25 protein-coding genes are annotated in these 21,990 nt (G+C 64.1%); 19 read left to right on the forward strand and 6 right to left on the reverse strand.

Features of this window, described 5'->3' with window-relative positions:
* The first annotated feature begins 189 nt into the window (after positions 1–189).
* The 11 genes from VJ604_RS03910 (at position 190) to VJ604_RS03960 (ending at position 10,690) form a co-directional block, all read left to right on the forward strand.
* Positions 190–2,064, forward strand: coding sequence for a quinol:electron acceptor oxidoreductase subunit ActD (locus tag VJ604_RS03910; RefSeq protein WP_324080071.1), 1,875 nt, complete (start codon positions 190–192; stop codon positions 2,062–2,064).
* Positions 2,051–3,133, forward strand: coding sequence for a hypothetical protein (locus VJ604_RS03915; RefSeq protein WP_324080072.1), 1,083 nt, complete (start codon positions 2,051–2,053; stop codon positions 3,131–3,133). The genes VJ604_RS03910 and VJ604_RS03915 overlap by 14 nt, the downstream gene beginning before the upstream one ends.
* Positions 3,130–3,684: a cytochrome c3 family protein gene (locus VJ604_RS03920; protein WP_324080073.1), complete on the forward strand. Its 555-nt coding sequence runs from the start codon at positions 3,130–3,132 to the stop codon at positions 3,682–3,684. The genes VJ604_RS03915 and VJ604_RS03920 overlap by 4 nt, the downstream gene beginning before the upstream one ends.
* A gap of 212 nt (positions 3,685–3,896) precedes the next feature.
* On the forward strand, positions 3,897–5,288 hold the full coding sequence (locus VJ604_RS03925) for a cbb3-type cytochrome c oxidase subunit I (protein ID WP_324080074.1): 1,392 nt from the start codon (positions 3,897–3,899) through the stop codon (positions 5,286–5,288).
* Entirely contained in the window at positions 5,285–6,271 is a 987-nt protein-coding gene (locus VJ604_RS03930; protein WP_324080075.1) for a cbb3-type cytochrome c oxidase subunit II, read from the forward strand. The genes VJ604_RS03925 and VJ604_RS03930 overlap by 4 nt, the downstream gene beginning before the upstream one ends.
* Before the next feature lie 209 nt (positions 6,272–6,480).
* Entirely contained in the window at positions 6,481–6,732 is a 252-nt protein-coding gene (locus tag VJ604_RS03935) for a hypothetical protein (protein ID WP_324080076.1), read from the forward strand.
* Positions 6,729–7,007, forward strand: coding sequence for a hypothetical protein (locus VJ604_RS03940; protein WP_324080077.1), 279 nt, complete (start codon positions 6,729–6,731; stop codon positions 7,005–7,007). Before VJ604_RS03935 ends, VJ604_RS03940 begins: the two co-directional genes overlap by 4 nt.
* A gap of 7 nt (positions 7,008–7,014) precedes the next feature.
* The gene (locus VJ604_RS03945) at positions 7,015–7,308 is read left to right on the forward strand and encodes a hypothetical protein (protein ID WP_324080078.1); all 294 of its coding nucleotides are present in this window, start codon (positions 7,015–7,017) and stop codon (positions 7,306–7,308) included.
* Positions 7,309–7,311: 3 nt separating this feature from the next.
* Positions 7,312–7,824 (forward strand): c-type cytochrome, encoded by a 513-nt coding sequence (locus tag VJ604_RS03950; protein ID WP_324080079.1) that lies wholly within the window; start codon positions 7,312–7,314, stop codon positions 7,822–7,824.
* 18 nt (positions 7,825–7,842) lie between these two features.
* Entirely contained in the window at positions 7,843–8,619 is a 777-nt protein-coding gene (locus VJ604_RS03955) for a sulfite exporter TauE/SafE family protein (RefSeq protein WP_324080080.1), read from the forward strand.
* Positions 8,597–10,690: a heavy metal translocating P-type ATPase gene (locus VJ604_RS03960; RefSeq protein ID WP_324080081.1), complete on the forward strand. Its 2,094-nt coding sequence runs from the start codon at positions 8,597–8,599 to the stop codon at positions 10,688–10,690. Before VJ604_RS03955 ends, VJ604_RS03960 begins: the two co-directional genes overlap by 23 nt.
* An 81-nt stretch (positions 10,691–10,771) precedes the next feature.
* Here VJ604_RS03960 and VJ604_RS03965 read toward each other — a convergent pair whose 3' ends face one another.
* Positions 10,772–11,044 carry a cytochrome c7 gene (locus VJ604_RS03965; RefSeq protein ID WP_324080082.1) on the reverse strand — a complete coding sequence of 91 codons (273 nt, stop codon included), beginning with the start codon at positions 11,042–11,044 and terminating at the stop codon, positions 10,772–10,774.
* Between the two features lie 188 nt (positions 11,045–11,232).
* Between VJ604_RS03965 and VJ604_RS03970 the strand changes: the two genes are divergently transcribed.
* The 8 genes from VJ604_RS03970 (at position 11,233) to VJ604_RS04005 (ending at position 19,582) form a co-directional block, all read left to right on the forward strand.
* Positions 11,233–12,144: a helix-turn-helix transcriptional regulator gene (locus VJ604_RS03970; RefSeq protein ID WP_324080083.1), complete on the forward strand. Its 912-nt coding sequence runs from the start codon at positions 11,233–11,235 to the stop codon at positions 12,142–12,144.
* A 113-nt stretch (positions 12,145–12,257) separates the two neighbouring features.
* Positions 12,258–13,688: a flagellar assembly protein A gene (locus VJ604_RS03975; protein ID WP_324080084.1), complete on the forward strand. Its 1,431-nt coding sequence runs from the start codon at positions 12,258–12,260 to the stop codon at positions 13,686–13,688.
* A gap of 7 nt (positions 13,689–13,695) precedes the next feature.
* Positions 13,696–14,097 carry a response regulator gene (locus tag VJ604_RS03980; RefSeq protein WP_324080085.1) on the forward strand — a complete coding sequence of 134 codons (402 nt, stop codon included), beginning with the start codon at positions 13,696–13,698 and terminating at the stop codon, positions 14,095–14,097.
* Between the two features lie 49 nt (positions 14,098–14,146).
* Positions 14,147–15,562 carry a TolC family protein gene (locus VJ604_RS03985; protein WP_324080086.1) on the forward strand — a complete coding sequence of 472 codons (1,416 nt, stop codon included), beginning with the start codon at positions 14,147–14,149 and terminating at the stop codon, positions 15,560–15,562.
* Between the two features lie 3 nt (positions 15,563–15,565).
* Positions 15,566–16,936, forward strand: a complete 1,371-nt coding sequence (locus VJ604_RS03990) for an HlyD family secretion protein (RefSeq protein WP_324080087.1) — start codon at positions 15,566–15,568, stop codon at positions 16,934–16,936.
* Complete coding sequence (locus VJ604_RS03995; RefSeq protein ID WP_324080088.1) at positions 16,933–18,516, forward strand: DHA2 family efflux MFS transporter permease subunit; 1,584 nt, start codon at positions 16,933–16,935, stop codon at positions 18,514–18,516. Before VJ604_RS03990 ends, VJ604_RS03995 begins: the two co-directional genes overlap by 4 nt.
* A gap of 213 nt (positions 18,517–18,729) precedes the next feature.
* Positions 18,730–18,945: a CsbD family protein gene (locus VJ604_RS04000; RefSeq protein WP_324080089.1), complete on the forward strand. Its 216-nt coding sequence runs from the start codon at positions 18,730–18,732 to the stop codon at positions 18,943–18,945.
* Between the two features lie 262 nt (positions 18,946–19,207).
* On the forward strand, positions 19,208–19,582 hold the full coding sequence (locus VJ604_RS04005) for a PH domain-containing protein (protein ID WP_324080090.1): 375 nt from the start codon (positions 19,208–19,210) through the stop codon (positions 19,580–19,582).
* 44 nt (positions 19,583–19,626) lie between these two features.
* Here the strand turns inward: VJ604_RS04005 and VJ604_RS04010 are convergent, their stop codons facing one another.
* The 5 genes from VJ604_RS04010 to VJ604_RS04030 all read right to left on the reverse strand — a co-directional run bounded on the left by VJ604_RS04010 (position 19,627) and on the right by VJ604_RS04030 (position 21,893).
* Positions 19,627–20,034: a PaaI family thioesterase gene (locus tag VJ604_RS04010; protein WP_324080091.1), complete on the reverse strand. Its 408-nt coding sequence runs from the start codon at positions 20,032–20,034 to the stop codon at positions 19,627–19,629.
* Positions 20,015–20,269 (reverse strand): hypothetical protein, encoded by a 255-nt coding sequence (locus VJ604_RS04015; protein WP_324080092.1) that lies wholly within the window; start codon positions 20,267–20,269, stop codon positions 20,015–20,017. The genes VJ604_RS04010 and VJ604_RS04015 overlap by 20 nt, the downstream gene beginning before the upstream one ends.
* 187 nt (positions 20,270–20,456) lie before the next feature.
* On the reverse strand, positions 20,457–20,831 hold the full coding sequence (locus VJ604_RS04020) for a cupin domain-containing protein (RefSeq protein WP_324080093.1): 375 nt from the start codon (positions 20,829–20,831) through the stop codon (positions 20,457–20,459).
* 130 nt (positions 20,832–20,961) lie between these two features.
* Entirely contained in the window at positions 20,962–21,309 is a 348-nt protein-coding gene (locus VJ604_RS04025; RefSeq protein ID WP_324080094.1) for a hypothetical protein, read from the reverse strand.
* An 8-nt stretch (positions 21,310–21,317) separates the two neighbouring features.
* On the reverse strand, positions 21,318–21,893 hold the full coding sequence (locus VJ604_RS04030; protein WP_324080095.1) for a hypothetical protein: 576 nt from the start codon (positions 21,891–21,893) through the stop codon (positions 21,318–21,320).
* Between the last annotated feature and the right edge of the window lie 97 nt (positions 21,894–21,990).

Genomic DNA, 21,990 nt, shown 5'->3' on the forward strand with positions numbered 1-21,990 from the left:
GATGCTGAGCGATCCGCGCCGCTACCACCTGCTGGAGGATCTGAACACCAAGCCGGCGGTGACTTTCCTGCGAAGGGTGGACATCGACGCCTAACACTCTTCCCTAAATCCCCTCTCCCGAAGGGGGAGGGCCAGGGTGAGGATGGGATTCATCGGACGAAACATCAGCAGCGCATATCGGGGGTCCCGGTGGCAGAGCTGAAATACGGTGAGATAAACGACGACGTACTGAGCGCCATGCAGAAGCCGGGGATCCCGTATTTCTTCGCCCTGGCCTTCCTGGCCGTCACGCTCGGTTGGGGTGCGCTCTGCTGGCTCTACCAAACCCAATACGGCATGGGAGTCACCGGCCTCAACCGCCCGGTCGGCTGGGCGGTCTACATCACCAACTTCGTCTTCTGGGTGGGGATCGCCCACTCTGGCACCCTCATCTCCGCAATCCTCTACCTCTTGCGGGCCGACTGGCGCAACGCCGTCTCCCGCTCCTCGGAGGCGATGACGATCTTCGCCATCATGACCGCCGGCCTTTTCCCGCTCATCCACCTGGGGCGGCTGTGGGCCTTCTACTACATCATCCCCTATCCCTCCCAGCGCACCATCTGGCCCAACTTCGTGAGCCCCCTGGTCTGGGACGTCTGCGCGGTCGGCACCTACTTCACGGTGAGCCTCATCTTTTGGCTGGTGGGGCTGATCCCCGATCTGGCGGCAGCCCGGGACCTCTACCTGGAGAAGTACGGTCCGGAGAGCTTCCGCTACAAGCTCTACCGCGTCATGTCGGTCGGCTGGTCGGGGGCCGGCAGCCAGTGGCACCACTACGGCCGCTCCTACCTCTTCTTCGCCGCCTTGGCCACGCCACTGGTGGTCTCGGTCCATAGCGTGGTCTCCTGGGACTTCGCCATGAGCCTTCTCCCCGGCTGGCACAGCGCCATCTTCCCCCCCTACTTCGTCGCCGGCGCCATCCACTCCGGGCTCGCCATGGTGCTCACCCTGCTGATCCCGATGCGGAAGCTCCTGCACCTGGAGCGGCTCATCCAGATGAAGCACTTCGAGGCGCTCGCCAAGACCACCATCCTGACCGCCAGCATCGTCGGCTACGCCTATGTCATGGAGGCCTTCATCGACTGGTACTCGGGGGACAAATTCGACTGGCAGCTCTTCCTGTGGCGGACCTTCGGCACGCCGGCCTGGATGTACTGGCTGTGCATCGTCTGCAACGTGCTGATCCCGCTGCTCTTCTGCTTCAAGAAGATGCGCACCAACCTGGCCACGCTCTTCGTGATCTCCCTTTTCATCAACCTCGGCATGTGGTTCGAGAGGCTTTTCATCATCTACAGCTCGCTCGCCCACGACTTTCTCCCCCACAACTGGGAACCCTACCACCCGACCTGGGTTGAGATCAGCATAACCGTAGGCTCCTTCGGCTTCTTTTTCTTCTGGTTCTTCGGTTTCACCAAGCTGCTCCCCACCGTGCCGCTCACCGAGCTCAAGGAGAAGATCGCCGAGGAGGAGCTGGAGCCGGTGCAGAGCTGCCGGACCTCCGTCCATATGGGGAGCGGCTCCGGGCGCCCCAACGTGCTGGCGGTTTTCGCCAGTCCTGCGCGGCTGCTGGAAGGGGCAAAGAGGGCGTGCGACGCCGGCTTCCAGGTGATCGAAACCTATTCGCCGGTGAAGATCGAGAAGCTCAACGAGGTGCTGGCCCAGCCGAAAAGCCCGGTGCGGATCATCACCTTGATGGGTGCGCTGGCCGGTCTGGCTGGGGGCTTCTGGCTGGCCGGCGGCACCGCCCTGGTCCAGAGCCTGATCGTCGGTGGCAAGCCGCCGCTGGCCTACATCCCGTTCTGCGTGGTCGGCTTCGAGGGGACCATCCTGCTCGGCAGCCTCGCCAACCTGGGCGCCCTCATCTTCTACTCCCGGTTGACCCGGCTTTCCACCGCCCCCTATTACGACTCCCGCTTCAGCCGGGACAAGTTCGCCCTGGTGGTCACCTGCGAGGCAAACGACTTCGACCGGCTGAAGGAGCTACTCGACCCGGCGGACCCGGAGGAAATCCATGTCCACCATTAGCCGCCAACGTGGAGCAGCGGGGCTGCGGATCATCCTCTGGGGGTTCCTCTTCCTGGTGGGGATCGCCCTCTGGATCTTCTCCGTGCAGGGTCCGGAGCAGCCCAAGGCCTGGCGGGCGCTTCTTTCCAACTTTCTCTTCTTCAGTTCGCTGGCCGGCGGCCTCGTCGTGTGGCCCGCCGTGGTGCGGTCCTGCAACGGCCGCTGGCACGAGCCGGTCGAAAGGCTGGCCGCTTCCGGCATCGTCTTCGCCATCCCGTCCATCGCCGCCCTGGTTCTCCTGTGGACCGGCACCCCGGCCTGGTCCCCCTGGTACCAGCGAACCTTCCACCAAGGGTTGTGGCTCAACAACAACTTCGTGCTCGGGCGTGATCTGGCCGCCCTGGTGATCTTCTGGCTCACCGCCCTCTGGTATCTCTTGGAGCGGCGCAAGGGTGAGGCGCGCTACCTGGGGCCGATCCTAGTGCTGATCTACACGCTGGCCTTCTCCCTGCTCGGCTTCGACCTGGTGATGGCCCTCGATCCCCACTGGTACAGCAACCTTGCCGGCGGCTATTTCTTCATCTCGGGGCTCTACATCGCCATGGCCTGCTGGGGACTGCTGGCGGCCTGGCATCCCGATTCTCCCGCCGACGTGCGCCAGGACATCGGCAAGCTGACGGTCGCCTTCAGCATGATGACCATCTACCTGATGTTCGCGCACCTGAACCTGATCTGGTACGAGAACCTGCCGCACGAGATACGCTTCCTGATCCCGCGTATGCACAACGAGTCGTGGATGGCGGTGAGCTACTTCCTGGTGGGGCTCCCCTACTTCGGTCCGCTGGTGCTGCTGCTCACCATCAAGGCCAAGCGTGACCGCTGGTCGCTGGGCATCATCTCCCTGCTGCTTTTGGTCGGCATGTGGGTGGAACGCTGGTGGCTGGTGGCGCCGACCTTCGAGATCACCGTGCGCCTTGGCTTGAGTGAGCTATCCATGGCCGCGGCCTGCACCGGCCTGCTCGGTCTGGGGATGGAGCTGTTCCACCGCTATCTGCCGGAAGGGTACCTGCGGCACGAGACGAAAGCATGAAACGAGACGTGCAAGAGGACAAGCAGGCGAAAAGAAGGGGACGACCGGCCTGGGCTGATGTCGCCGCCGTGGTGGCCGGCGTGGTCGTGCTGGTGGCGGCGCTGATCTACTACGACGTCCTCTACCCGGTGGGACTCGGGCCGCGCCAGCCGATCCCTTTCAGCCACCGCGTGCACGTGACCTACAAGCATCTCAGCTGCTTCATGTGCCACACCGGAGTGGCCAAGTCGCCGCGGGCCGGCATCCCGCCGCTGGAGACCTGCATGCTCTGCCACTCGCGGCTGATCAGGACCTACCCGTACATCGTGAAACTGCGGGAGCACTACGAAAAGAACATCCCGGTGGTCTGGGAGCGGGTCAACTGGCTCCCCGAGTTCGTCTATTTCAACCACTCGATGCACATCCAGAGAGGCTTCGACTGCAGCTGGTGCCATGGCGAGGTCGCCCTGATGGACCGGGTGGTGAAGGCGCGCAAGTTCGAGATGGGCTTCTGCATCGGCTGCCACCGCCAGCACGGCGCGACCCACGACTGCTTCACCTGTCATAGGTGATCTTTGATGTATCGTCTGACGCCCCTCCTCCCGAAGGGGGGAGGTTGGGAAGGGGGGACACTGCCGGCAATTCCTGCGGGACATGCGCAATTCGAGGCTCAGCTCCCCCTCCCTGTTCCTCCCCCTTCGGGAGAGGGGACTTAAACTGCAGCCGCTGGCATCGCGTCCCCTCCCCTTCAAGGGGAGGGACAGGGTGAGGATGGGGTTAAACAATGGCGAAGTTCATCCACAAACCGCAGGGAGCGTCAATCGCCTTCATGGTCGCCGGGGCCGTCTGGTTCGTCGTCGGTGCCCTCTACGGCATGGTCTCCGCCATCCATCTGGTGGCCCCGGAGTTCTTCAGCAACATCCCCTGGCTGGTGTTCGGCCGGGAGCGCCCCATCCACGTCAACACCATGCTCTACGGTTTCGTGGGCACCATGCTGATCGGCAGCGGCCTCTACTACGTGCCGGCTCTGCTGAGGACGCGGCTCTGGTCGGAGCCGCTGGCCTGGGTTTCCTTCCTCTTCTGGAACGCCACCATCCTGAGCGGACCGCTCTGCTTCTCCTTCGGCTACACCCAGGGGCGCGAGTACAGCGAGTACGTCTGGCTCGCCGATGTCTCGCTGATGATCGCGGTGACCTGCCTGATCGTCAACGTGGTGATGACCATCGCCAACCGTGCCGAGAACCACCTCTACGTCTCGGTCTGGTATTTCACGGCCACCTTCCTCTGGACCGCCGGCAACTACCCCCTGGGGAACGTCATGTGGCACCCGGCCACCGGCGCCATGCCGGGGCTGATCGACTCCATCTTTCTCTGGTTCTGGGGCCACAACCTCCCAGGTCTGCTGATAACGCCGCTCGCCACCGGCGCCGCCTACTACGTCATCCCGCGCACCACCAGGACGCCGCTCAACTCGCACACCCTGTCGCTGGTCGGCTTCTGGACGCTGGTGGCGCTCTACACGCACATCGGCGGCCACCACGTCCTGCAATCGCCGATCCCCAACTGGCTCAAGGTGGTCTCGGTCACCGACTCCCTCGCCATGATCATACCGGTCTCCATCGTGGTGCTGAACCTCTGGATGACGGCGCGCGGCTACGGCGGACGGGTCTGGAAGGACCCGGCGGCCAGGCTGGTGATGGGCGGTGTGGTCTGGTACATCGTCACCTGCATCCAGGGGCCGCTGCAGTCGCTTCCCTACCTGCAGCCGGTCACCCATTTCAACAACTGGACGGTCGGCCACGCGCACATCGCCATGCTCGGCTTCGGCGGCTACATCGCCCTCGGTACCATGTGGCACGTGATCCCGCTCATCACCGGGCGGCGCCTCTACTCCGAGAAGCTGGTCAGCCTGCAGTTCGGCCTGATCACCTTCGGCCTGACCGGCTTCTTCCTGGTGCTCACCGCGGTGGGGCTCGTCCAGGGAAGCGCCTGGCATAACGGCGAGACCGTGTACCGCGTGCTCCCGGAACTCGCCCCCTTCTACATCGCCCGCGCCGCCCTGGGCGTCTTCATCCTCACCGGCTCCTTGGTCGGTCTTTACAACGTGATGATGACCCTTCGACGGGGAGAAGAGCTCGCAGTTGAGCAGCTGCAACGCGCGGAGGAGGCGGCATGAAGATGACCCCTGCCCTGCTCATAATCGGCGCGCTGATGGTCTTCTGGGCCTCCTCCTTCATCATCGTGGGGATCCCCTCCCTCACCATGAAGGAGACCCCCTCGGAGATCTGGCGGCCGCTCAGCGCGGAGGAGGAGGCGGGCCACAAGCTCTACGTGAAAAACGGCTGCAGCTACTGCCACTCCCTGTTCATCAGGATCAACGACTGGGATATCGGTGCCGAGAGGATCGCGCAGGCGGGCGATTACGTGGGTGTGGAGCCGGCCATCCTGGGGAGCGAGCGGACCGGACCGGACCTCTCGGAAGATGGCGGCGAGCATCCGGACGACTGGCACATGGCGCACTTCATGAATCCGCGCTACACCAGCCCGATCTCGCTCATGCCCTCCTGGGAGTTCCTCGGCAAGCGGGAGATCGAGCAGCTGACCGCCTACGTGCAGGCGCTGGGTGGCAAGGGGGCAGATCAGCGGGTAGCGCGCCAGAGGAAATGGAAGGCGCTGGCGGTGGCCGCCTACAACGCCGGCCCGGACCAGAACGTGGAGTGGATCCACAGCCAGGTTCCCGAGGTCTGGAGGCACATGCCTAACCCCTATCCGGCCAGCGAGGCAGCGCTGCAGCGGGGAAAGCGGATCTACCAGGACTTCTGCATCAACTGCCACGGACCGATCGGCGACGGCAGGGGGCCGGCGGCCAAGAACGTGTTCCCGCCCCCGTTGAACTTCACCACCCTCAGGCGGCACCTGGTGGACAACAAGTACATCGGCGGCATCTTCTACTACCAGATCATGAACGGGATCACCGGCACCGGGATGCCCTATTTCAAGAAGCACCTGGAATCGGAGAAGATCTGGGACCTGGCCAACTACCTCGGTGTCTTCTTTGTCGGCTATACCGATGCCAATCTCGACCCCAAGGGGATAGACGCCTCTTTCGAGCCCGAGTGGCGAAACCCCTACCCGCCTCCGGCGGTCAACGAGAAGTAGCAGTCCAGCGGAAGCCGTTTACCCCCTCGACCCTTTAGGGGAGAGGGTGGCCGGAGGCCGGGTGAGGGAAGCCCCGACGATTGGGACTGCCCCTCCTTTAGGAAGCTTCCCTCACCCCTGCCCTCTCCCGTGGGGAGAGGGAGAGTTGGCGCGAGCAGGAAAAGTGGAGTATTTGGCAGAGGCAGAAGATGCCGGTAGTGGAGGCAACCATGACCAGCCCATTCGATGGAACCGCTTTCGTCCTCATCTGGATAGGATTCCTGGTGATCATGAGCAGCGGCATCGTGATCTTCATCCTCTGGGCGGTGCGCGCCGGGCAGTTCTGTGACCAGCAGCGGGCCCGCCACCTCGCGCTCATGAGCGGCATCCCGCCGGCCGAAGCGGACCAGGAAGTACCGCAAGCCCCAGGCCGGCGGCCGGCAAGTGGCGGGGGATCCGATGCGGGGGGGGGCCAGCCATGACCTTCTACCTGTACGTCTTGCAGAACCAGTGGATCGTGATCACCCTTCTGTCGGCGGTGGCGCTGGTGCTGATCTTCTCCCTCACCTACCAGGCCATGTGGCATCCGCGCGGCACCGAGGAGAAGACCGAGAAGATCGAGGTGCACGATTTGAGGAGCTTTTTGGCCTGGCTGATCAGCTTCATGCCCTGGGTCATCATCCTGGTGGTGGTCGGCAGCGTGCTGTTCACCATCGCCACCGTGGTGGCCAAGTCCTGCACCCCCCCGAACTGGTGAGGGAGTTATGGAAGAGAAGAAACTATACGATGAGGACCAGGAAATCTCGGCCTTCGCCAGCTGGGTGATCATCATCCTCTTCAGCGCATCAATCATGGCGTTCGGCTGGATCGTTTACCTGGTGGTTCCGGACGGACCGAGGTTCTGGAATTTCGGCCAACTCGGTGACACGCCAGCCGCCACCATTTTCTCCACCGAGCAGCCGCGAGCCGCCGGCAAGCTGCCGCGGCAGGTTCCGATGCTGCCCGAGGCCCATCCTCTGAAGCCGGTGCCGGCCGAACGGAAAGTGCGGGGGGATTGAACGGTGAAAAAGAAGCTGCTCATAGCCCTGATCCTGGCCCCGCCGCTCATCTTCGGCGCCGTGTTCCTGTTCGTGCTCTACGAGGGACCGCGCATGACGGTGCAGCACCACATCCGCGCCTTCCAGATGACGATGCCCGCGCTCCCTGCCGGGACGGCGACCGTTACTCCTCCGGTTCGCATCCCGTCGCCCGGGGAATCGTCGGGCCTTAAGAACCCACTGCAAGTAAATTCGCAGACTTTGGCCGCCGGTCGGGTATACTACACCTATTATTGCGTTTTCTGCCATGGCGAGGCCGGAGCCGGCGACGGCCCGGTCGGCCAAAGCTATGTCCCGACGCCGTCCGACCTGAGGGCGCCGCGGCTGGCGGGCTACCGCGACGGCGACCTGCTGCGCGGCATGCTGAGTGGGGTAGGACACGAGCCGGTGCTGGGAAAAGTGGTGCCGCCGGAGCATCGCTGGTATCTGGTTGCCTACCTTCGCACCCTGCAGAAAAGCAGATCTCTTCACCCATGAAATCCTGAAAGGAACGCGATGCAAACCTTAACACACCACCTCTGGATCGGTTTCGCCGGCGGCCTGCTGGCCTTTGCTCATTGTCTCGGCATGTGCGGCGGTTTCGTCGTCCACCTTTCCCAAGCCAAGGACCGCAACAGGATGCTGGCCACCCAGTCCCTCTGGCAGTTCGGCAGGATCCTCACCTACACGCTTTTGGGCGCCTTGGCCGGCTTCGCAGGGGGCTTCCTGGAAGCGACCTTCCTCGATCACCCCCTGTTCCGTAACCTGCTCACCTATCTCGCGGGGGGCATCATCGTAGTGATGGGGTTGAGCCTGCTCGGCCTGCTTCCCGTGCGGGGTAAAGGGGCGCTGGGCGCCGGTGCCTCCTCCCTCGCCCTGGTGTGCGGGCGGCTTTTCAGCGGCTCGTCAGCCGGCGTCGTGCTCTCCATGGGGATCGCCACCGGGTTCCTCCCCTGCCCGATCATCCTCGCCTTCCTGGCCTACGCCCTGCAGTCCGGCTCGGTGGCCACCGGCATGGCAACCATGGCGGCACTCGGTGTCGGCACCATGGTGCCGCTGCTCACGCTGGGCGGCATCACCCGGCTGAGCAGGCTGCACCTGCAGAGCTGGGCACCGAAAGCGGGTGGCATCATCCTCATCCTGCTAGGCATCTCCACCTCCCTCAGGGGGACCGAATTCCTCCATCACCTGATCGGCTGTCCTCCAAAACCCGTCATCCAGCAAGCCGCCTCTTCGGAACCCCCTAAACCGTGCTGCATCGGGAAGCCGCATGGCGACGTCAACAGCCAATAGCTGTTCCCCACGCGTCTGCGCGCATTGCGGGCTGTTCATTACCGCCGCTCCGCTCTCCCAAAACGATTCTGAACCTATCTTCTGCTGCCACGCGTGCCGCCTCGCCTCCCTCATCATCGGCAAAGGCCAGCCCGGCAAGCACACCGCTTCTCTGCTCCGACTTGCCTTCGGCGCACTCCTCGCCATGAACGTGATGATGATCTCCCTGCTTCTCTACACCGACGGCGTGGAGAGCAGGCTGGTCCCGACCTTCCGCCTGCTCCTCCTGGCCCTCTCCACCCCCGCCCTCGCCATCCTCATCCCTCCCTTCCTTTCCGAAGCAATGAAGGAAATCAAGGGGGGCAAAGCCAGCCTCGACACCCTCATCGCCTGTGGCTCGCTCTCCGCCTTCGCCTTCAGCTCGGTCAGCGTGATCAGGGGTAGCGGGGATATCTACTTCGACACCGCGACCATGCTTCCCGTCCTGGTGACCTTCGGGAAGCTGATCGAGGCCTCGGCCAAGAGCCGAGCCGCCGACCTTTTGTGCAGCCTGCAGTCGCTCCTGCCCAGCCGCGCGCTGCGGGCCACCGCCACCGGCGTCGAGGAGGTCCCCCTGGAGGCCATCGCACCGGGAGACCTGGTCCGCATCCGGCCGGGCGAGCGGGTGCCGGTGGACGGCAGAATCGTGGAAGGGGTCAGCTCCATCGAGGAAGCCGCCTTCACCGGCGAATTCCTGCCCAGGCTCTGCCGTCGGGGCGACCGGGTGATCGCCGGCACCGTGAACGGAACCGGATCCTTGCTGGTAAGGGCGGAACGGACCGGCCTCCAACTCCTCCTGCACGGCATCGTCAACATGATCCGGGACGCCTGGCTGAAACCCTCCCGCGCCGAGCGGATCGCGCAGCGGGCCGCCACCCTCTTCATACCTGTGGTGCTGGCGGTGGCCGCGGCAGCGGCGCTCTGGTGGGCGGCGGCCGGCCATCCGGGGCAGGCGCTGCTGAGCGCCCTTTCCGTGCTGGTGGTCGCCTGCCCCTGTACCATGGGGATCGCCACGCCGCTCGCCACCTCGCTCGCCATCTCGCGGGCCGGCAAGGCAGGTATCGTGGTTCGGGGTGGCAGCGTCATGGAACAGATCGCAGCGACCGAGCGCTGCTTCTTCGACAAGACCGGGACCATCACGGAGGGGAAGCCGGAACTGGAGGGGATCGTGCTGCTCGACCCGAAACTCGATCAAAGCGAGCTGCTGGGCCGGCTGGCGGCGCTGGAAGCGGCCAGCGAGCACGCCCTCGGCAAAGCCATCGTCGCAGCGGCTGCCGAGCATGGGGTGGAGCCGGGTTCGGCCGCCGAGGTGACGGTCTCTCCGGGGCATGGTCTGAAAGGAAGGGTGACCTGGCGGGGGACCTCCAGCGAGGTGATGGCCGGGAGCGGGACCTACCTGGGTAACGGGGGAGAGTTGTCCGCCGCCTGCGGGACCTTCACGGCCGTGGAGGTGGCTTGGGACGGGACGGCGAAAGGGCGGCTGCTTTTTGCTGACGCGGTACGGGAGGATGCCGGGCTCTGCGTGGCAGCCCTCTCGGAGCTGGGAATCAGCTGCGCGCTCCTCTCTGGCGACCGTTTTGCCGCCGCCCAGGAAGTAGCGGGCCAAGTCGGGATCGAGGAGGTTCATGCCCCGCACACCCCTGCCGAAAAGCGTGCCGTCATCTCCGCCGCGCTAGCTGCCGGGCACACGGTGGCCATGGTGGGTGACGGCATCAACGATGCCCCCGCCTTGGCGCAAGCGCCTATAGGGATCGCCTTGGGAGCCGGGATGGAACTTGCCAAGCAGGCGGGCAACGTGGTGATCGTCTCCGGAAGCCTCCTGCAGATCCCCTGGCTGGTCAGCCTCAGCAGGAGGACGGGCAAGATCATCCGAACCAATTTCGCCTGGAGTTTCGCCTACAACGGCGTGGCGCTGGCTGCCGCCGCAGCCGGCCTGCTTCATCCGCTGCTGGCGGCGCTGGCCATGGTCGGCTCCAGCCTGACCGTGTTGGGCAACTCACTGCGCATCACCGCATTTCCAGCGCCGCCCAGCTCCAGGGAGGGTAAGGGGTAGGAGGGCATTGCGGTGCAGGGGCTTCTCGGCCATAAAAAAAGGCGGCCTGCGAGGCCGCCTTTTCATTACCCACCGGCTAGCTTACTTCTTGTGGCATTCCGAGCACTTGGTGGGACCGGCGCCCTTATCGGTGTGGCACCCCTTGCAGGTCTTGTGAGCCCAGTCCTTGCTGAAATCGGCGATCTTGCCCGGTCCCTTCTCGTGGCAGATCTTGCAATCCTTCAGTTTCTCCTGGTGCTCCTTGTGGTTGAAGGTGACCGTGCCCATCTTGGTGGGGAAGGTCATCACGTCGGCGGCCATTGCTGCACCGGCGCTGAAAACGACAAGGGCTACTGCGGCGACTAATTTTTTCATGATGCGTCTCCTTTTTTTCTGCATTGTTTTTTCGGACCGGAAGTGTGACAAAAAATATCATCTGGTGTACGCTCTGAATATCGACATCTATAGCAATTCGACCCGATGTCGGGTCGTCATCACCGGAAAATCAACCTCTTACCTCGATGGACCCCGAGCTGCGAACGGATCCGCAACGGAGCAAACACATGGAGCAGGGCCCCGAAAAGGTCGAAAACACGGCGCCCAGCCTTGCCATCGACGGCTCACGGATACGATCAATCAGGGAAGGGAAGAAGCTCACCCAGCTCTACGTAGCCAGCGTGGTCGGCGTCACCACCGATACCATCTCCCGCTGGGAGAACAACCGCTACCCCACCATCAAACGCGATAATGCTGAAAAGCTGGCCCGGGCCCTGGAGGTCGAGCTCGGCGAAATCGTGCGCGCCGACCAGCCCAGCAAGATGCCGGAGAGTGCCCCTCCCGCCGCGCCGCGTCGAACACCCCGCCTCTGGATACTGACCGCAGTGGTGGTGCTGATCCTCGTGCTGGCCGCGGCGACCTTCCTGGCAAGGCGGCCGGCAGCGGTCTCCACCGCGGTCAGATGGAGTCCCCACTTCGCGGCTCCTGGCCAGATCATCCCCGTGCAGATAAAGGTCACCCGCCGGCAGGATGAGATGTCCGGCTTCATCCTGAAGGAACGGCTCCCGGCGGGGTTCCAGATGTACAGCTCGCTACCCGCCAGTTCCGCCGCCGACCCGTCCCGCTCCTCCATCAAGTGGCTCGTTCCCGGCGGCAGCAGCTCGGTGCTGATCTCCTATTCCGTCAAGGTCCCGGCCAGCGTGCCCATCGGCAGGGAGGTGAAGATTTCCGGCGAGGTGGTGGTCCGCAAAGGGGAGGCGACCCGCACGGAAGCAGTCGCCGGCGACCCGATCCGGATCGGCGCCTACCACTGGGCCGACACCAACGGAGATGGCCGCATCGACGACGATGAGATCATGCCCGCCTACTACGTCTGCGAAGGGATGAAAGGCCTCGGCCTGGACTGGAAGACCATCGAAGACATCTGGAGCGGCAAAGGTTACCGCTGGGACCGCAACGGCTTCACCGTCATCAAGTAACCTCCCCCTTCCACCTCCCCTCCATGCTCACCCCGCTAATTCCTTAAAGCGATATCTCACCTGCGCCGATACGTTCCATTGAGCAGAGCGATCTTTTCCCGCACGAGATCCTTATGATGCAGCAATCCCCGACATCGCCAGAGGGCAAGCGCCTTGAGCTTTTGCGTTCAGGCTTCAAGCTGGACATCCATTTTGCCCCGGATGCCTCCACCTGCGTGGTCTCCTATGAGCCCTTCGGAGGACCGGTCCTGTCCGAGAAGGACCTGCGGGAGTTCATCGCCCACTGCGGCATCAACACCGGCCTGCAGGAGGAGACCGTGCAGGAGGTGGTCAGCCAGGCGGCAGCAGGGAAGGCTCTGCACGGGCTCCTGCTGGCCCAGGGCTCGCCGATGGTCCCCGGTGAAGACGGCAGGATCTCCTTGAACCGCGACGGATCGGCTCCAGCGGAAAGATCGGCGCTGGAGCAGGACCGGCTGGATTTCCACCAGGTCCAGGATTTTTTCAACGTCGAGCAAGGGACCCTGGTGGCGACGGTCCTGCTGCCGGGGGAAGGGGAGCCCGGCGTGACCGTCTTCGGCGCACCCATTCCAGCTCCACCCGGCAAGCCGGTGGCTGTCAAGCTCGGCAAGAACGTGGCCCTCTTGGACGATGCCAAGATCGTCGCTTCCTGCTCCGGCCGTGTCTTTTGCAACGGCAGTGACATCTCGGTGGAGGACGTCTATCTGGTGCGGGGCGACGTCGATTACAAGACCGGCAACATCGACTTCAACGGCTTCGTGGAGGTCTCCGGGGACGTCCTGGACGGCTTCAAGGTCCGGGCCGCCAAGGGGCTGCTGGTGCGCGGCAACATCGGCGCCTGCTCGGTCAGCTCCGACGGCGACATCAGTTTCTGCGGCATGAACGGGCAAGGGAGCGGCGTGCTGCAGTGCGGCGGCACCATGATGGCGAACTTCATCTACGAGACCAGGGTGGAGGTGGCCGGCGACCTGCTGGTGGAATCGGAGATCCGGCTCTGCGGCATCAGATCGCTGGGCTCGGTACGGGTGAACCGGCGCGGTATCGTGGGAGGGGAATGCGTCGCGCTGGCCGGCGTCGACGTGGCATCGCTTGGCAGCGTCACTTCCCTGCATACCCGGGTGGTGGTGGGGGTGAACTACCACGACCTCGAGGAGATAACGCGCTGCTTCGACCGGCTGAAGGTGCTCAGCGATCGCCAAAAGCAGGGGGAGGAGAGCAAGGCCGAACGGCAGGCAACCCTGCAGGAGCGGGCGGCGGTGACCGCGCTGATAAGGGAGATCCGGGCGCAGAAGTACCCGGAAGCCAACCCGAAGCTGAACGTGCGCAAGATGCTCTACGGCGGGGTGACGGTGAACCTGGAGATGCTGGCGGAGGAATTCCGGGACGAGCGGCCAGGCCCCTTTTCCATGATCGAGAACAAGGTGCAGGGAGGCCTTCGGTTCCTGGAGCTGACCGAACTTGCGGTCAAGGCCTGCGATCTGGAGGAGCAATTTTTGAAGCTGGCCGAAGGTGGAGACAAAGGGTAGAGATGGAATGAGAATCCTGATAGTGGACGATGGAGCAACCAACCGGCTGGTCCTTAACGCGATGCTGGAGGGTATGGGCGAGGTGGTGATGGCGGAAAACGGAGTTCAGGCGGTCTGGGCTTTCGAGGAGTCGCTCACCAGTGATGATCCTTTCGATCTGGTCTGTCTCGACATCATCATGCCCGAGATGGACGGGTTGGAGGCGCTGCACACGATGCGGGCTGCGGAGCGGCGCCACGAGGCCAAGCGCTCGCTGATCGTGATGGTGACCGCCAGCCGCAATCCTGATCACATGCTGGCGGCGCTGAAAAGGGAAGGTTGCGATGGTTTCGTGGTCAAGCCGGTCCTCTGGCAGACCTTGCGCCGAGTGATCGCGCGGCACGGCCTGATCGGAGAGGGAGTCGTCTAAGAAGGTGATGAAATAGCAGTTGGAGATAGCCCTCTGGAGACTCCGACCCATGCACCGGAAACGCCTTTTCCTCACCTCCTCACTGCTGTTGATACTCGCCACCTGGCCGATGGCCGGTCCGGCGTCCGCCCGGCAGCAGGATCCCTACCAAACAGCCACCTCGCTGGGGGGCCCCGATTTCGAAGGAAGCGTCCCCGCCACCACTTCAAGCGCAGGGCTGCTGCCGCTCTCCATGGCCAGGGCCATAGATCTCGGCCTCGCCAACAACCTCGGCCTCCTGCTGCGCAGCCAGGCAGTGACCTCCGCCCGCGGAGAGCGCTGGAGCGAGCTGAGCAGGCTCCTCCCCCACCTCACCACCTCCGGCAGCTTCCATCACCAGAAGGAAAGCATCGCCATCACCGGCATCCCCCTCATGACCCTCCCTCCGGTCACCGACCCTTTCAACTACTGGGACGCCAGGATCTACCTAAGCCAGCGCATCTTCGACCTGGAAGCCATCAAGCGGAGCCAGTCCGCCGGCCACCAGCTGTCGGCGGCGGAGTTCTCCGAAAAGGACGCCCGCGAGCTGGTGGTAGTGGCGGTGGCGGCCGCCTACCTGCGGGTCCTGGCGGGCTACGCCAGGGTGGAGACGGTCTCCGCCCAGCTGGTCACCGCCAACACCATCCTGCAGCGGGCGGTGGAGATGCATGCTGCCGGGGTCACTCCCGGCATCGACGAGTTGCGGGCACGGGTGGAAGCACTCACCAGGACGCAGCAGCTGATCGTCGCCCAGAACGAGCTCGCCAAGGACAAGCTGACCCTGCTGCGGGCCATCGGCCTGCCGGTCGGCCAGGAGATCGTGCTGACCGACCAGTCCCCCTTCCAGCCGCTGGCGGTCGGCAGCCTCGACGACCTGTTCGCCCAGGCCCTTGGCAAGCGGGACGACTACCGGGCGGCCGAGCAGCTGCTGAAAGCGGCTGAGACGGCCCACCAGGCGGCGCTGGCCGAGCGTCTCCCCTCGCTGGTGCTGGAGGCCGACTATGGCCAGACCGGGCTGACCCTCTCCAGCCTGTACGGCACCTACCACATCGTCGGCAGCATCAAGATCCCCATCTTCGAAGGGGGCAAGGTGCACGCCGACGAGCTGAAGGCCGACGCGCAGCTCAAGCAGCGCCGGGACGAGCTGGCGGACCTGCGCGGACGGATCGAGTACGAGATCCGCACCTCCATGCTGGACCTGCAGGCGGCCGTCAGGGAGGTGGAGGTCGCCAGGAGCAACGTGCAGCTAGCCGAGCTTGCCCTTTCCCAGGCGCAGGAGCGTTTCGCGGCCGGCATCAACGACAACCTGGAAGTCGTCCAGGCCCAGCAGACGGTGGCCGCCGCCCACGAAGCGCTGGTCACCAGCAACTACCAGCTCAACCTCGCCAAGCTGCTGCTCGCCCGGGCGGTCGGCATTGCGAGCTCCACCGGCAGGCAAGGAACCTGAACCATGGCCGATGACCAGGAAAAGAGTCCCACCTTGTGCGACGAGCTGAAGAAAAAGGAAGCCCCGCAGGAAAGCGCCCAATCCCGGGCAGGTGGCGGGGAGGCCGGTGGTCAGGCGCCCCCCGGTCAGGAACCGGCCGGCAAGGAGGAGAAGGGGGAAGCCGGCGGCCAGCGGGGAAAGGAGGAGCCATCACCCCGCACCTCGCGCTTGAAGGCCCTGCTCCGCTCCCGGCGGGTCCAGGTCATCCTGGTCTTGGCCCTGATAGCCATCGGCCTGCTCATCTGGTGGTACCTCTCCTTCTACGAGAGCACCGACGACGCCCAGATAGACGGCCACATCAACCAGATCAGCTCGCGGGTGAGCGGCAACGTGATCGGGGTCCACTTCGAGGACAACCAGTTCATCAAGGCGGGTAGCGTGCTGGTGGAGATCGATCCCACCGATTACCGGGTACTGGTGGACCGGGCCCGCGCCCAGAAGGCGGAGGCCGAGGCGGCGGCGGGGGGCGCGCGGATCGGGGTCCCCATCACCTCCACTGGCACCTCCAGCCAGTTGGCCACCGCCCGCGCCCGGGTCGACAACGCCCGGGCCGGCATCGTGGCCGCCGGCAAGCAACTGGACGCGGCCCGGGCCAGACGGGAGGAAGCCAGGGCCTACAACGTGAAGGCGCAGACCGACCTCAGGCGCTACACGCCGCTGGTCAACCGGGACATCATCTCCCGTCAGCAGTACGACCAGGCGGTCGCCAACGCCCAGGCCTCCGCCGCCCAGGTGACCGCAGCCGACGCCGCGGTGCGCGCGGCCGTAGAGCAGGTCAGCGAGGCGAAGGGGGTCCTGGCGCAGATGCAGGCGGATCTGCGCTCGGCGATGACCGCGCCGCAGCAGGTTGCCGTCGCCCGCTCCCGCGTGCAGTCGGCCCAGGCCGCGCTGAAGGGCGCCAAGGCCGGGGTGGAACAGGCGGAGCTGAACCTCCGCTACACCAAGGTGCTCGCCCCGGTGGACGGCATCACCGGCAAGAAAGGGGTCGAGATCGGCCAGAACGTCCAGCCCGGCCAGGTACTCCTTTACCTGGTCCCCATCAACGACATCTGGGTGACCGCCAACTTCAAGGAAACCCAGCTCAAGAAGATCCGCCCCGGCCAGCGGGTCACCATCAAGGTCGACACCTACGGCCGCACCTACGACGGCTACGTGGAAAGCATCGGCGCCGCCAGCGGCTCGCGCTTCAGCCTCTTCCCCCCCGAGAACGCCACCGGCAACTACATCAAGGTGGTCCAGCGCATCCCGGTGCGGATCCGCTTCTCGCACGGGCAGGACCCCAACCACCTGCTGCTTCCCGGCATGTCGGTGACGCCCAAGGTCACCGTGAAATGAACGAGCGCCGCTCAGCCGCCCGCGCGGAGGACTCCTCTTGGCGCCCAGCCGTCAACCCCTGGCTTATCACCGCCGCCGTCATGCTGGCCACCTTCATGGAGGTGCTGGACACCACCATCGTGTCGGTGGCGCTTCCCCACATCGCCGGCAGCCTTTCCGCCACCACCGACGAGGCGACCTGGGTGCTCACCAGCTACCTGGTCTCCAACGCCATCGTGCTCCCCGCCAGCGGCTGGTTCGCCAGGTACTTCGGCCGCAAGCGCTTCCTGATCGTCTGCATCATCATCTTCACCATCTCCTCCTTCGTCTGCGGCATCGCCGGCGACCTCGCCATCCTGGTGATCGCCCGGGTACTGCAGGGAGCGGGGGGCGGTGCCCTGCAGCCGCTCTCCCAGGCCATCCTTTTGGAAAGCTTCCCCCCCGAAAAACGCGGCATGGCCATGGCCGCCTTCGCCATCGGGGTGGTGGTCGCCCCCATCCTGGGACCGACCCTGGGGGGATGGCTAACCGACCAGTACAGCTGGCGCTGGGCCTTCTACATCAACATTCCCATCGGCGCGGTCGCCGTTTTCATGGTCAACCAGTTCGTGGAGGATCCCCCCTACATCCGGAAGAGCCGGCCGGGCAAGATCGACGCCACCGGGTTCGCCCTGATGGCGGTCTGCCTCGCCACCATGCAGGTCGTGCTGGACCGCGGCCAGCAGGTGGACTGGTTCTCCGCTCCCTGGCTCTGCTGGTTCACCGCCATCTGCATCTGTTGCCTTGTCGCCTTCGTCATCTGGGAGATCCGCAGCCGGGACCCGATCGTCAACCTGGCGGTGTTCTGCAACCGCAACTTCCTGGTGGGGACCAGCCTCATCTTCATGGTGGGGATCTCGCTCTACGCCGCGCTCACCCTGCTGCCGCTCTACCTGCAGACGCTCATGGGGTATCCCGCCCTGCAAAGCGGCATGGCCGTCAGTCCGCGCGGGCTGGGGGCCTTCGTGATGATGCCGCTGGTGGGGTATCTGACCGGAAAGGTGGATGTGCGGAAACTGGTGGGGGGCGGCTTCGTCATCGTGGGGATTTCGCTGTGGCAGTTCGCCGGCATCAACCTCGATATCTCCATGTGGAGCATCGTCTGGCCGAGCATCCTGACCGGCGTGGGGCTCAGCATGATCTTCGTGCCGCTCTCCACGGTCACCATGGGAACACTCGCCCAGGAGCAGATGGGGAACGCCAGCGGCATCTTCAACCTGATGCGCAACGTGGGGGGGAGCGTGGGGATCTCCATGGTTACCGCGCTGCTGGCGCGCCAGTCGCAGGTCCACCAGTCCGAGCTGGTTTCGCGCCTGACGCGGGGAGACTTCATGTACCTGGAACGTGGGCAATCGCTGCAGAGGCTGCTCGAGCGCTACAACTCGCAGCCGGACGCCATGCACCTGGCGCAGGCGGGGCTCTACGGCCAGCTCCAGCGCCAGGCCACCCTCCTCTCCTACGTGAACGACTTCCGGCTGCTCTCCTTCATCTGCTTCCTCTGCGTGGGGGGCGCCTTCCTGCTCAAGCGGGTCAAGGCGAAAGGGCCTACCGCGGTGCACTGAGCAGCAGCTACGTCTGCAAGGGATGGAGCTGGTAAGTAACCGATTTCCCTTGCGACACCCTTTCGTGCTAGAATGTATCTCATGGAGGGGGGCCGATTCATTATCTTCCATTCACGGATGCGTCAGCCGCCCATTCCTTGGCCCCCCCGCCGCCACAGTTATGGTTGCGGCGGGTTAAACACGGCAGTAACGGCGTAAGCCGGGAGGTACTATATGAGAACGGGCGCTAAAGACACCACCAAGGGCTCGTTACACGAAGCCAAAGGGAAAGTAAAAGAAACAACCGGTAGGATCTTTCACAACACATCCCTTGAAACGGAAGGGAGAGCCGAGAAAATAGCCGGCAAAGTCCAGAAAAACGTCGGCAAGGCTGAACAGAATGTGGAAAGAGAGTTCGAAAAAGAGAGAGACCCGTCCAGAAAGTGGTAAGTTAGGACGGGATATTCTCTCCTGAAGTAACGCAACGGGCGGCCGATTCGGCCGCCCGTTTCTATTTTCCCGCACCGGCGAGACCACTTCGCGCCACCGTCACCGCAGAGAAGTCCCACGGCGTCGCCCTGTCTTGCCGGCCTATTGCCTTACGGTTTTTTCAGCCGGTGACGATAAGTAGACTGTACGACAGCCGCCGGTTACCCTGCCAGGTGAGCTACAGCCCCTGGTGGTCACACAACCTTTTTACGGAGTCAAATCTATGGGAATCTTTGCCGGGAACGCTAAGAGTGCCGGATCACCGGAAACCAAGAAGTTTCATGCAACCTACGGACAGTTGCTGGGTGACGGGGAGATCATCGAGGTCGGCTTTACCGTTTCCCGGGACACCTTCCTGTTCACCAACAGGAGACTGATACTGGTGGACATCCAGGGCCTGGCAGGGAGGCAGATCGAGTACCTCTCCATCCCCTACTCCAGGATCGTGCGCTTCAGCGTGGTGACCGGGAGCAGTTTTGACCTGGATGCGGAGTTGAGGCTGTGGATCGGCGACGCGCTGCCGCTGGAGAAGAAGTTCAACAAGGATGTGAACGTGTACGAGGTGCAGAAGGTCCTGGCAAGCCACGTGCTGAAGTAGGCAGAGCCCCTCGACAGCACGGGGTCATGGCCGTCACCGCGCCGTTACGAAAGCATGAGCGTCACCGTGCCGTGCGCCACCAGCTTGTCCTGCTGGTTCTTCACGGTCACCGTCACGCTTGCCATCCTTTTCCCCATGTGCACCAGTTCGGAGCGCGCCGTCAGCACGTCCCCCACGGCGGCCGGCCTCACGTAGGTGACAGCCAAGTTAGTTGTGGTGCAGGACTTGCCGGAGGGAAGCAGCGGGCGGGGGAAAAAGGAGGCGGTGTCCACCAGGGTGGCGATCAGGCCGCCGTGAGCCCCGCCGAAGTAGTTGCGGTGCAGGTCGGCGACCATCACCTCCATGATGGCGTGCGAATCCCCGATCTCCCGCAGATGGATGTTCAGGGTGCGCAGCAGGGAGATGCGGTTACCCGACTCGAGGGTGGCAGGCTCAATGTTTTTGCTGGTCATGGTCGGCGTCTTTGAGCGAGCTGTCGATCTCGCGGTTGTGGGCGTCGTTATTGTTGAGGGTCGTGTCCACCGTTTTGCGCACCGCGCTCCCGTCATAGCCGACGGCCGAGGCTCCCTCCAGCGTTTTGGTCTCCGGCCGCCCCTGGTCCGCACCGCTTTTCTGCGGCGCGTTCGAGGAACTGCAGCCGGCCAGCAGCGCCGCTGCCATACCCACCATGATCACTGCTTTTTTCATCACAAATCCCCACCTGCTCGGCAAAACCTGGAGCGATAATATACGGTTACCCCTTATACAACCGCTTACTGGTTCCTGCCAGCAAAAAAACGTCGGCTGAGATCAACAAAAACGGCGTTGGTCTGCCTCTCGCGCCCGCACGTGATGCCGGTACTATCCGGCAATCCGGTTATCCCACGTCCTCAGGTCACTTCGGGCCCTTCGCGTAATCGACCATCCCCTGGAAATCAACCACCACCACGGGCTCGTCGCCCACCACCCAGGCGTCATGCCCCATCGGCAGCAGCGACACGTCACCAGGGCGGCAGTCGAACTCGCTGCCGTCATCCATCACCACGTGCAGGACACCGGAGATGTGGTACTGGAAGTGGGGAGCCTGGCAGCTTTTGGTCTGCGCCACCGGTTTTACCGACGTCGACCACCGCCATCCCGGCAGCAGCGTCGCCCTGCCGACCATGGTGCCGCCGATTTCCATCAATTCAAGCCTTCCTTGGGGAAACTCCCTCACCTCGGTCGGTGTCCTGAAGTTCCGTACCTCTGCCTTTTCCGCTGCGACTTTCATGTTCCTCTCCTTGAACGCACAACCCCACCCTTCGGGTAGCTACATTATATTCCTGCTTGATTTGGAGGGTCAATGACACCAGTAAGAGGGGAGAAGGTATGGAGCAAACGCTACTGCGGGAGCGGTTCGGTCACGGCTTGGGGGCGCAGGTACGGGCGAGTCCGCCTGGGCAGTGATATCCCGGGCAGCAGAGATCATTGAGGGGGTTGCAGGCTTCTCCCTCCTTCAGACAGACGGCCCGCGACACCGCCATGTCCGGGACGGGAGCGCTCTCAGCCTTGCTCGCCGCCGCTGTTCCCTGCGCGGTGCTGAGGAGGCCTGACGAGGGAGATAGTTGCCCGGCATCGGCCGGCATCTTCAGGGTCTGGGTGATGGGCCCGGCGCCGGCGCCGGTCGAGAAAGCAAGCAGTGCAAGCAGCGCCAGAGTCTGCCAGCCGTGCCGCAGACCTACCGCAGACTTCATTTCGGATTCACCCATTTTTCACCTCACCTTCCCGGGAGAGGCACCTGTGCCGACCGCAGGCGGCGCACCAGCACCGGCACCAGGAACATGGCGGCCAGCACCACCAGCATGGTGGTCTCGGGGTCCTTGATGTAGGTGTTCAGCTGCAACGTGGTGACGGCGATGACGGCGAAGTAGAGCATGTCGCCGGCGATGGCGAAGGCCCAACCGGCGATGAAGCCGTACCCTCCTGCCAGCGCGCTGGCACGCCCGGTCATGGGGTCCACCCCGAAGGAGATCATCACCAGCGAGATGGGCCCTGCCCCGGTGCCGCTGAAGCGTTCCGCGCTGCGGGCGGTCGCCTGCTTGATGGCGGCGACTACGCGCGCCAGCAGAGAGATCCTCCTCCCGACCAGCGCCAGCAGCCGCAAACACGGCTCGAAGGCCAGCACCAGGATCAGGTCCGAAAGGAGGTACAGCAAGGTGGTGACGGGCCAGGCGAGGCCACCGGCACGCGCGAGCAGCACGCCGGCTGGAATCCCGCCGCCGACCGGTATCAAAAAGAGCTTCAGGACGGAGAAGAGGGGGGGCAACTGACTGGATGAAGGGATGAGTGACATGGGACTCCTAAAGGTAGCCCCGCCAGCGCAAAGTGGCAGGCGAGCACCTCATTTATATACCGTTCCACTGGTCCCTGTCAAAAGCCTCTTCCCCCAA

The organism is Geomonas sp. (genome assembly GCF_035254065.1).
Lineage (GTDB): Bacteria > Desulfobacterota > Desulfuromonadia > Geobacterales > Geobacteraceae > Geomonas.

Bases quoted from the DNA above. Each gene is read 5' to 3' on its own strand.
- VJ604_RS03915 (WP_324080072.1), top strand. From the start codon at position 2,051: ATGTCCACCATTAGCCGCCAACGTGGAGCAGCGGGGCTGCGGATCATC.
- VJ604_RS03920 (WP_324080073.1), top strand. From the start codon at position 3,130: ATGAAACGAGACGTGCAAGAGGACAAGCAGGCGAAAAGAAGGGGACGA.
- VJ604_RS03925 (WP_324080074.1), top strand. From the start codon at position 3,897: ATGGCGAAGTTCATCCACAAACCGCAGGGAGCGTCAATCGCCTTCATG.
- VJ604_RS03930 (WP_324080075.1), top strand. From the start codon at position 5,285: ATGAAGATGACCCCTGCCCTGCTCATAATCGGCGCGCTGATGGTCTTC.
- VJ604_RS03935 (WP_324080076.1), top strand. From the start codon at position 6,481: ATGACCAGCCCATTCGATGGAACCGCTTTCGTCCTCATCTGGATAGGA.
- VJ604_RS03940 (WP_324080077.1), top strand. From the start codon at position 6,729: ATGACCTTCTACCTGTACGTCTTGCAGAACCAGTGGATCGTGATCACC.
- VJ604_RS03945 (WP_324080078.1), top strand. From the start codon at position 7,015: ATGGAAGAGAAGAAACTATACGATGAGGACCAGGAAATCTCGGCCTTC.
- VJ604_RS03955 (WP_324080080.1), top strand. From the start codon at position 7,843: ATGCAAACCTTAACACACCACCTCTGGATCGGTTTCGCCGGCGGCCTG.
- VJ604_RS03960 (WP_324080081.1), top strand. From the start codon at position 8,597: ATGGCGACGTCAACAGCCAATAGCTGTTCCCCACGCGTCTGCGCGCAT.
- VJ604_RS03965 (WP_324080082.1), bottom strand. From the start codon at position 11,044: ATGAAAAAATTAGTCGCCGCAGTAGCCCTTGTCGTTTTCAGCGCCGGT.
- VJ604_RS03970 (WP_324080083.1), top strand. From the start codon at position 11,233: ATGGAGCAGGGCCCCGAAAAGGTCGAAAACACGGCGCCCAGCCTTGCC.
- VJ604_RS03975 (WP_324080084.1), top strand. From the start codon at position 12,258: ATGATGCAGCAATCCCCGACATCGCCAGAGGGCAAGCGCCTTGAGCTT.
- VJ604_RS03980 (WP_324080085.1), top strand. From the start codon at position 13,696: ATGAGAATCCTGATAGTGGACGATGGAGCAACCAACCGGCTGGTCCTT.
- VJ604_RS03985 (WP_324080086.1), top strand. From the start codon at position 14,147: ATGCACCGGAAACGCCTTTTCCTCACCTCCTCACTGCTGTTGATACTC.
- VJ604_RS03990 (WP_324080087.1), top strand. From the start codon at position 15,566: ATGGCCGATGACCAGGAAAAGAGTCCCACCTTGTGCGACGAGCTGAAG.
- VJ604_RS03995 (WP_324080088.1), top strand. From the start codon at position 16,933: ATGAACGAGCGCCGCTCAGCCGCCCGCGCGGAGGACTCCTCTTGGCGC.
- VJ604_RS04000 (WP_324080089.1), top strand. From the start codon at position 18,730: ATGAGAACGGGCGCTAAAGACACCACCAAGGGCTCGTTACACGAAGCC.
- VJ604_RS04005 (WP_324080090.1), top strand. From the start codon at position 19,208: ATGGGAATCTTTGCCGGGAACGCTAAGAGTGCCGGATCACCGGAAACC.
- VJ604_RS04010 (WP_324080091.1), bottom strand. From the start codon at position 20,034: ATGACCAGCAAAAACATTGAGCCTGCCACCCTCGAGTCGGGTAACCGC.
- VJ604_RS04015 (WP_324080092.1), bottom strand. From the start codon at position 20,269: ATGAAAAAAGCAGTGATCATGGTGGGTATGGCAGCGGCGCTGCTGGCC.
- VJ604_RS04020 (WP_324080093.1), bottom strand. From the start codon at position 20,831: ATGAAAGTCGCAGCGGAAAAGGCAGAGGTACGGAACTTCAGGACACCG.
- VJ604_RS04025 (WP_324080094.1), bottom strand. From the start codon at position 21,309: ATGGGTGAATCCGAAATGAAGTCTGCGGTAGGTCTGCGGCACGGCTGG.
- VJ604_RS04030 (WP_324080095.1), bottom strand. From the start codon at position 21,893: ATGTCACTCATCCCTTCATCCAGTCAGTTGCCCCCCCTCTTCTCCGTC.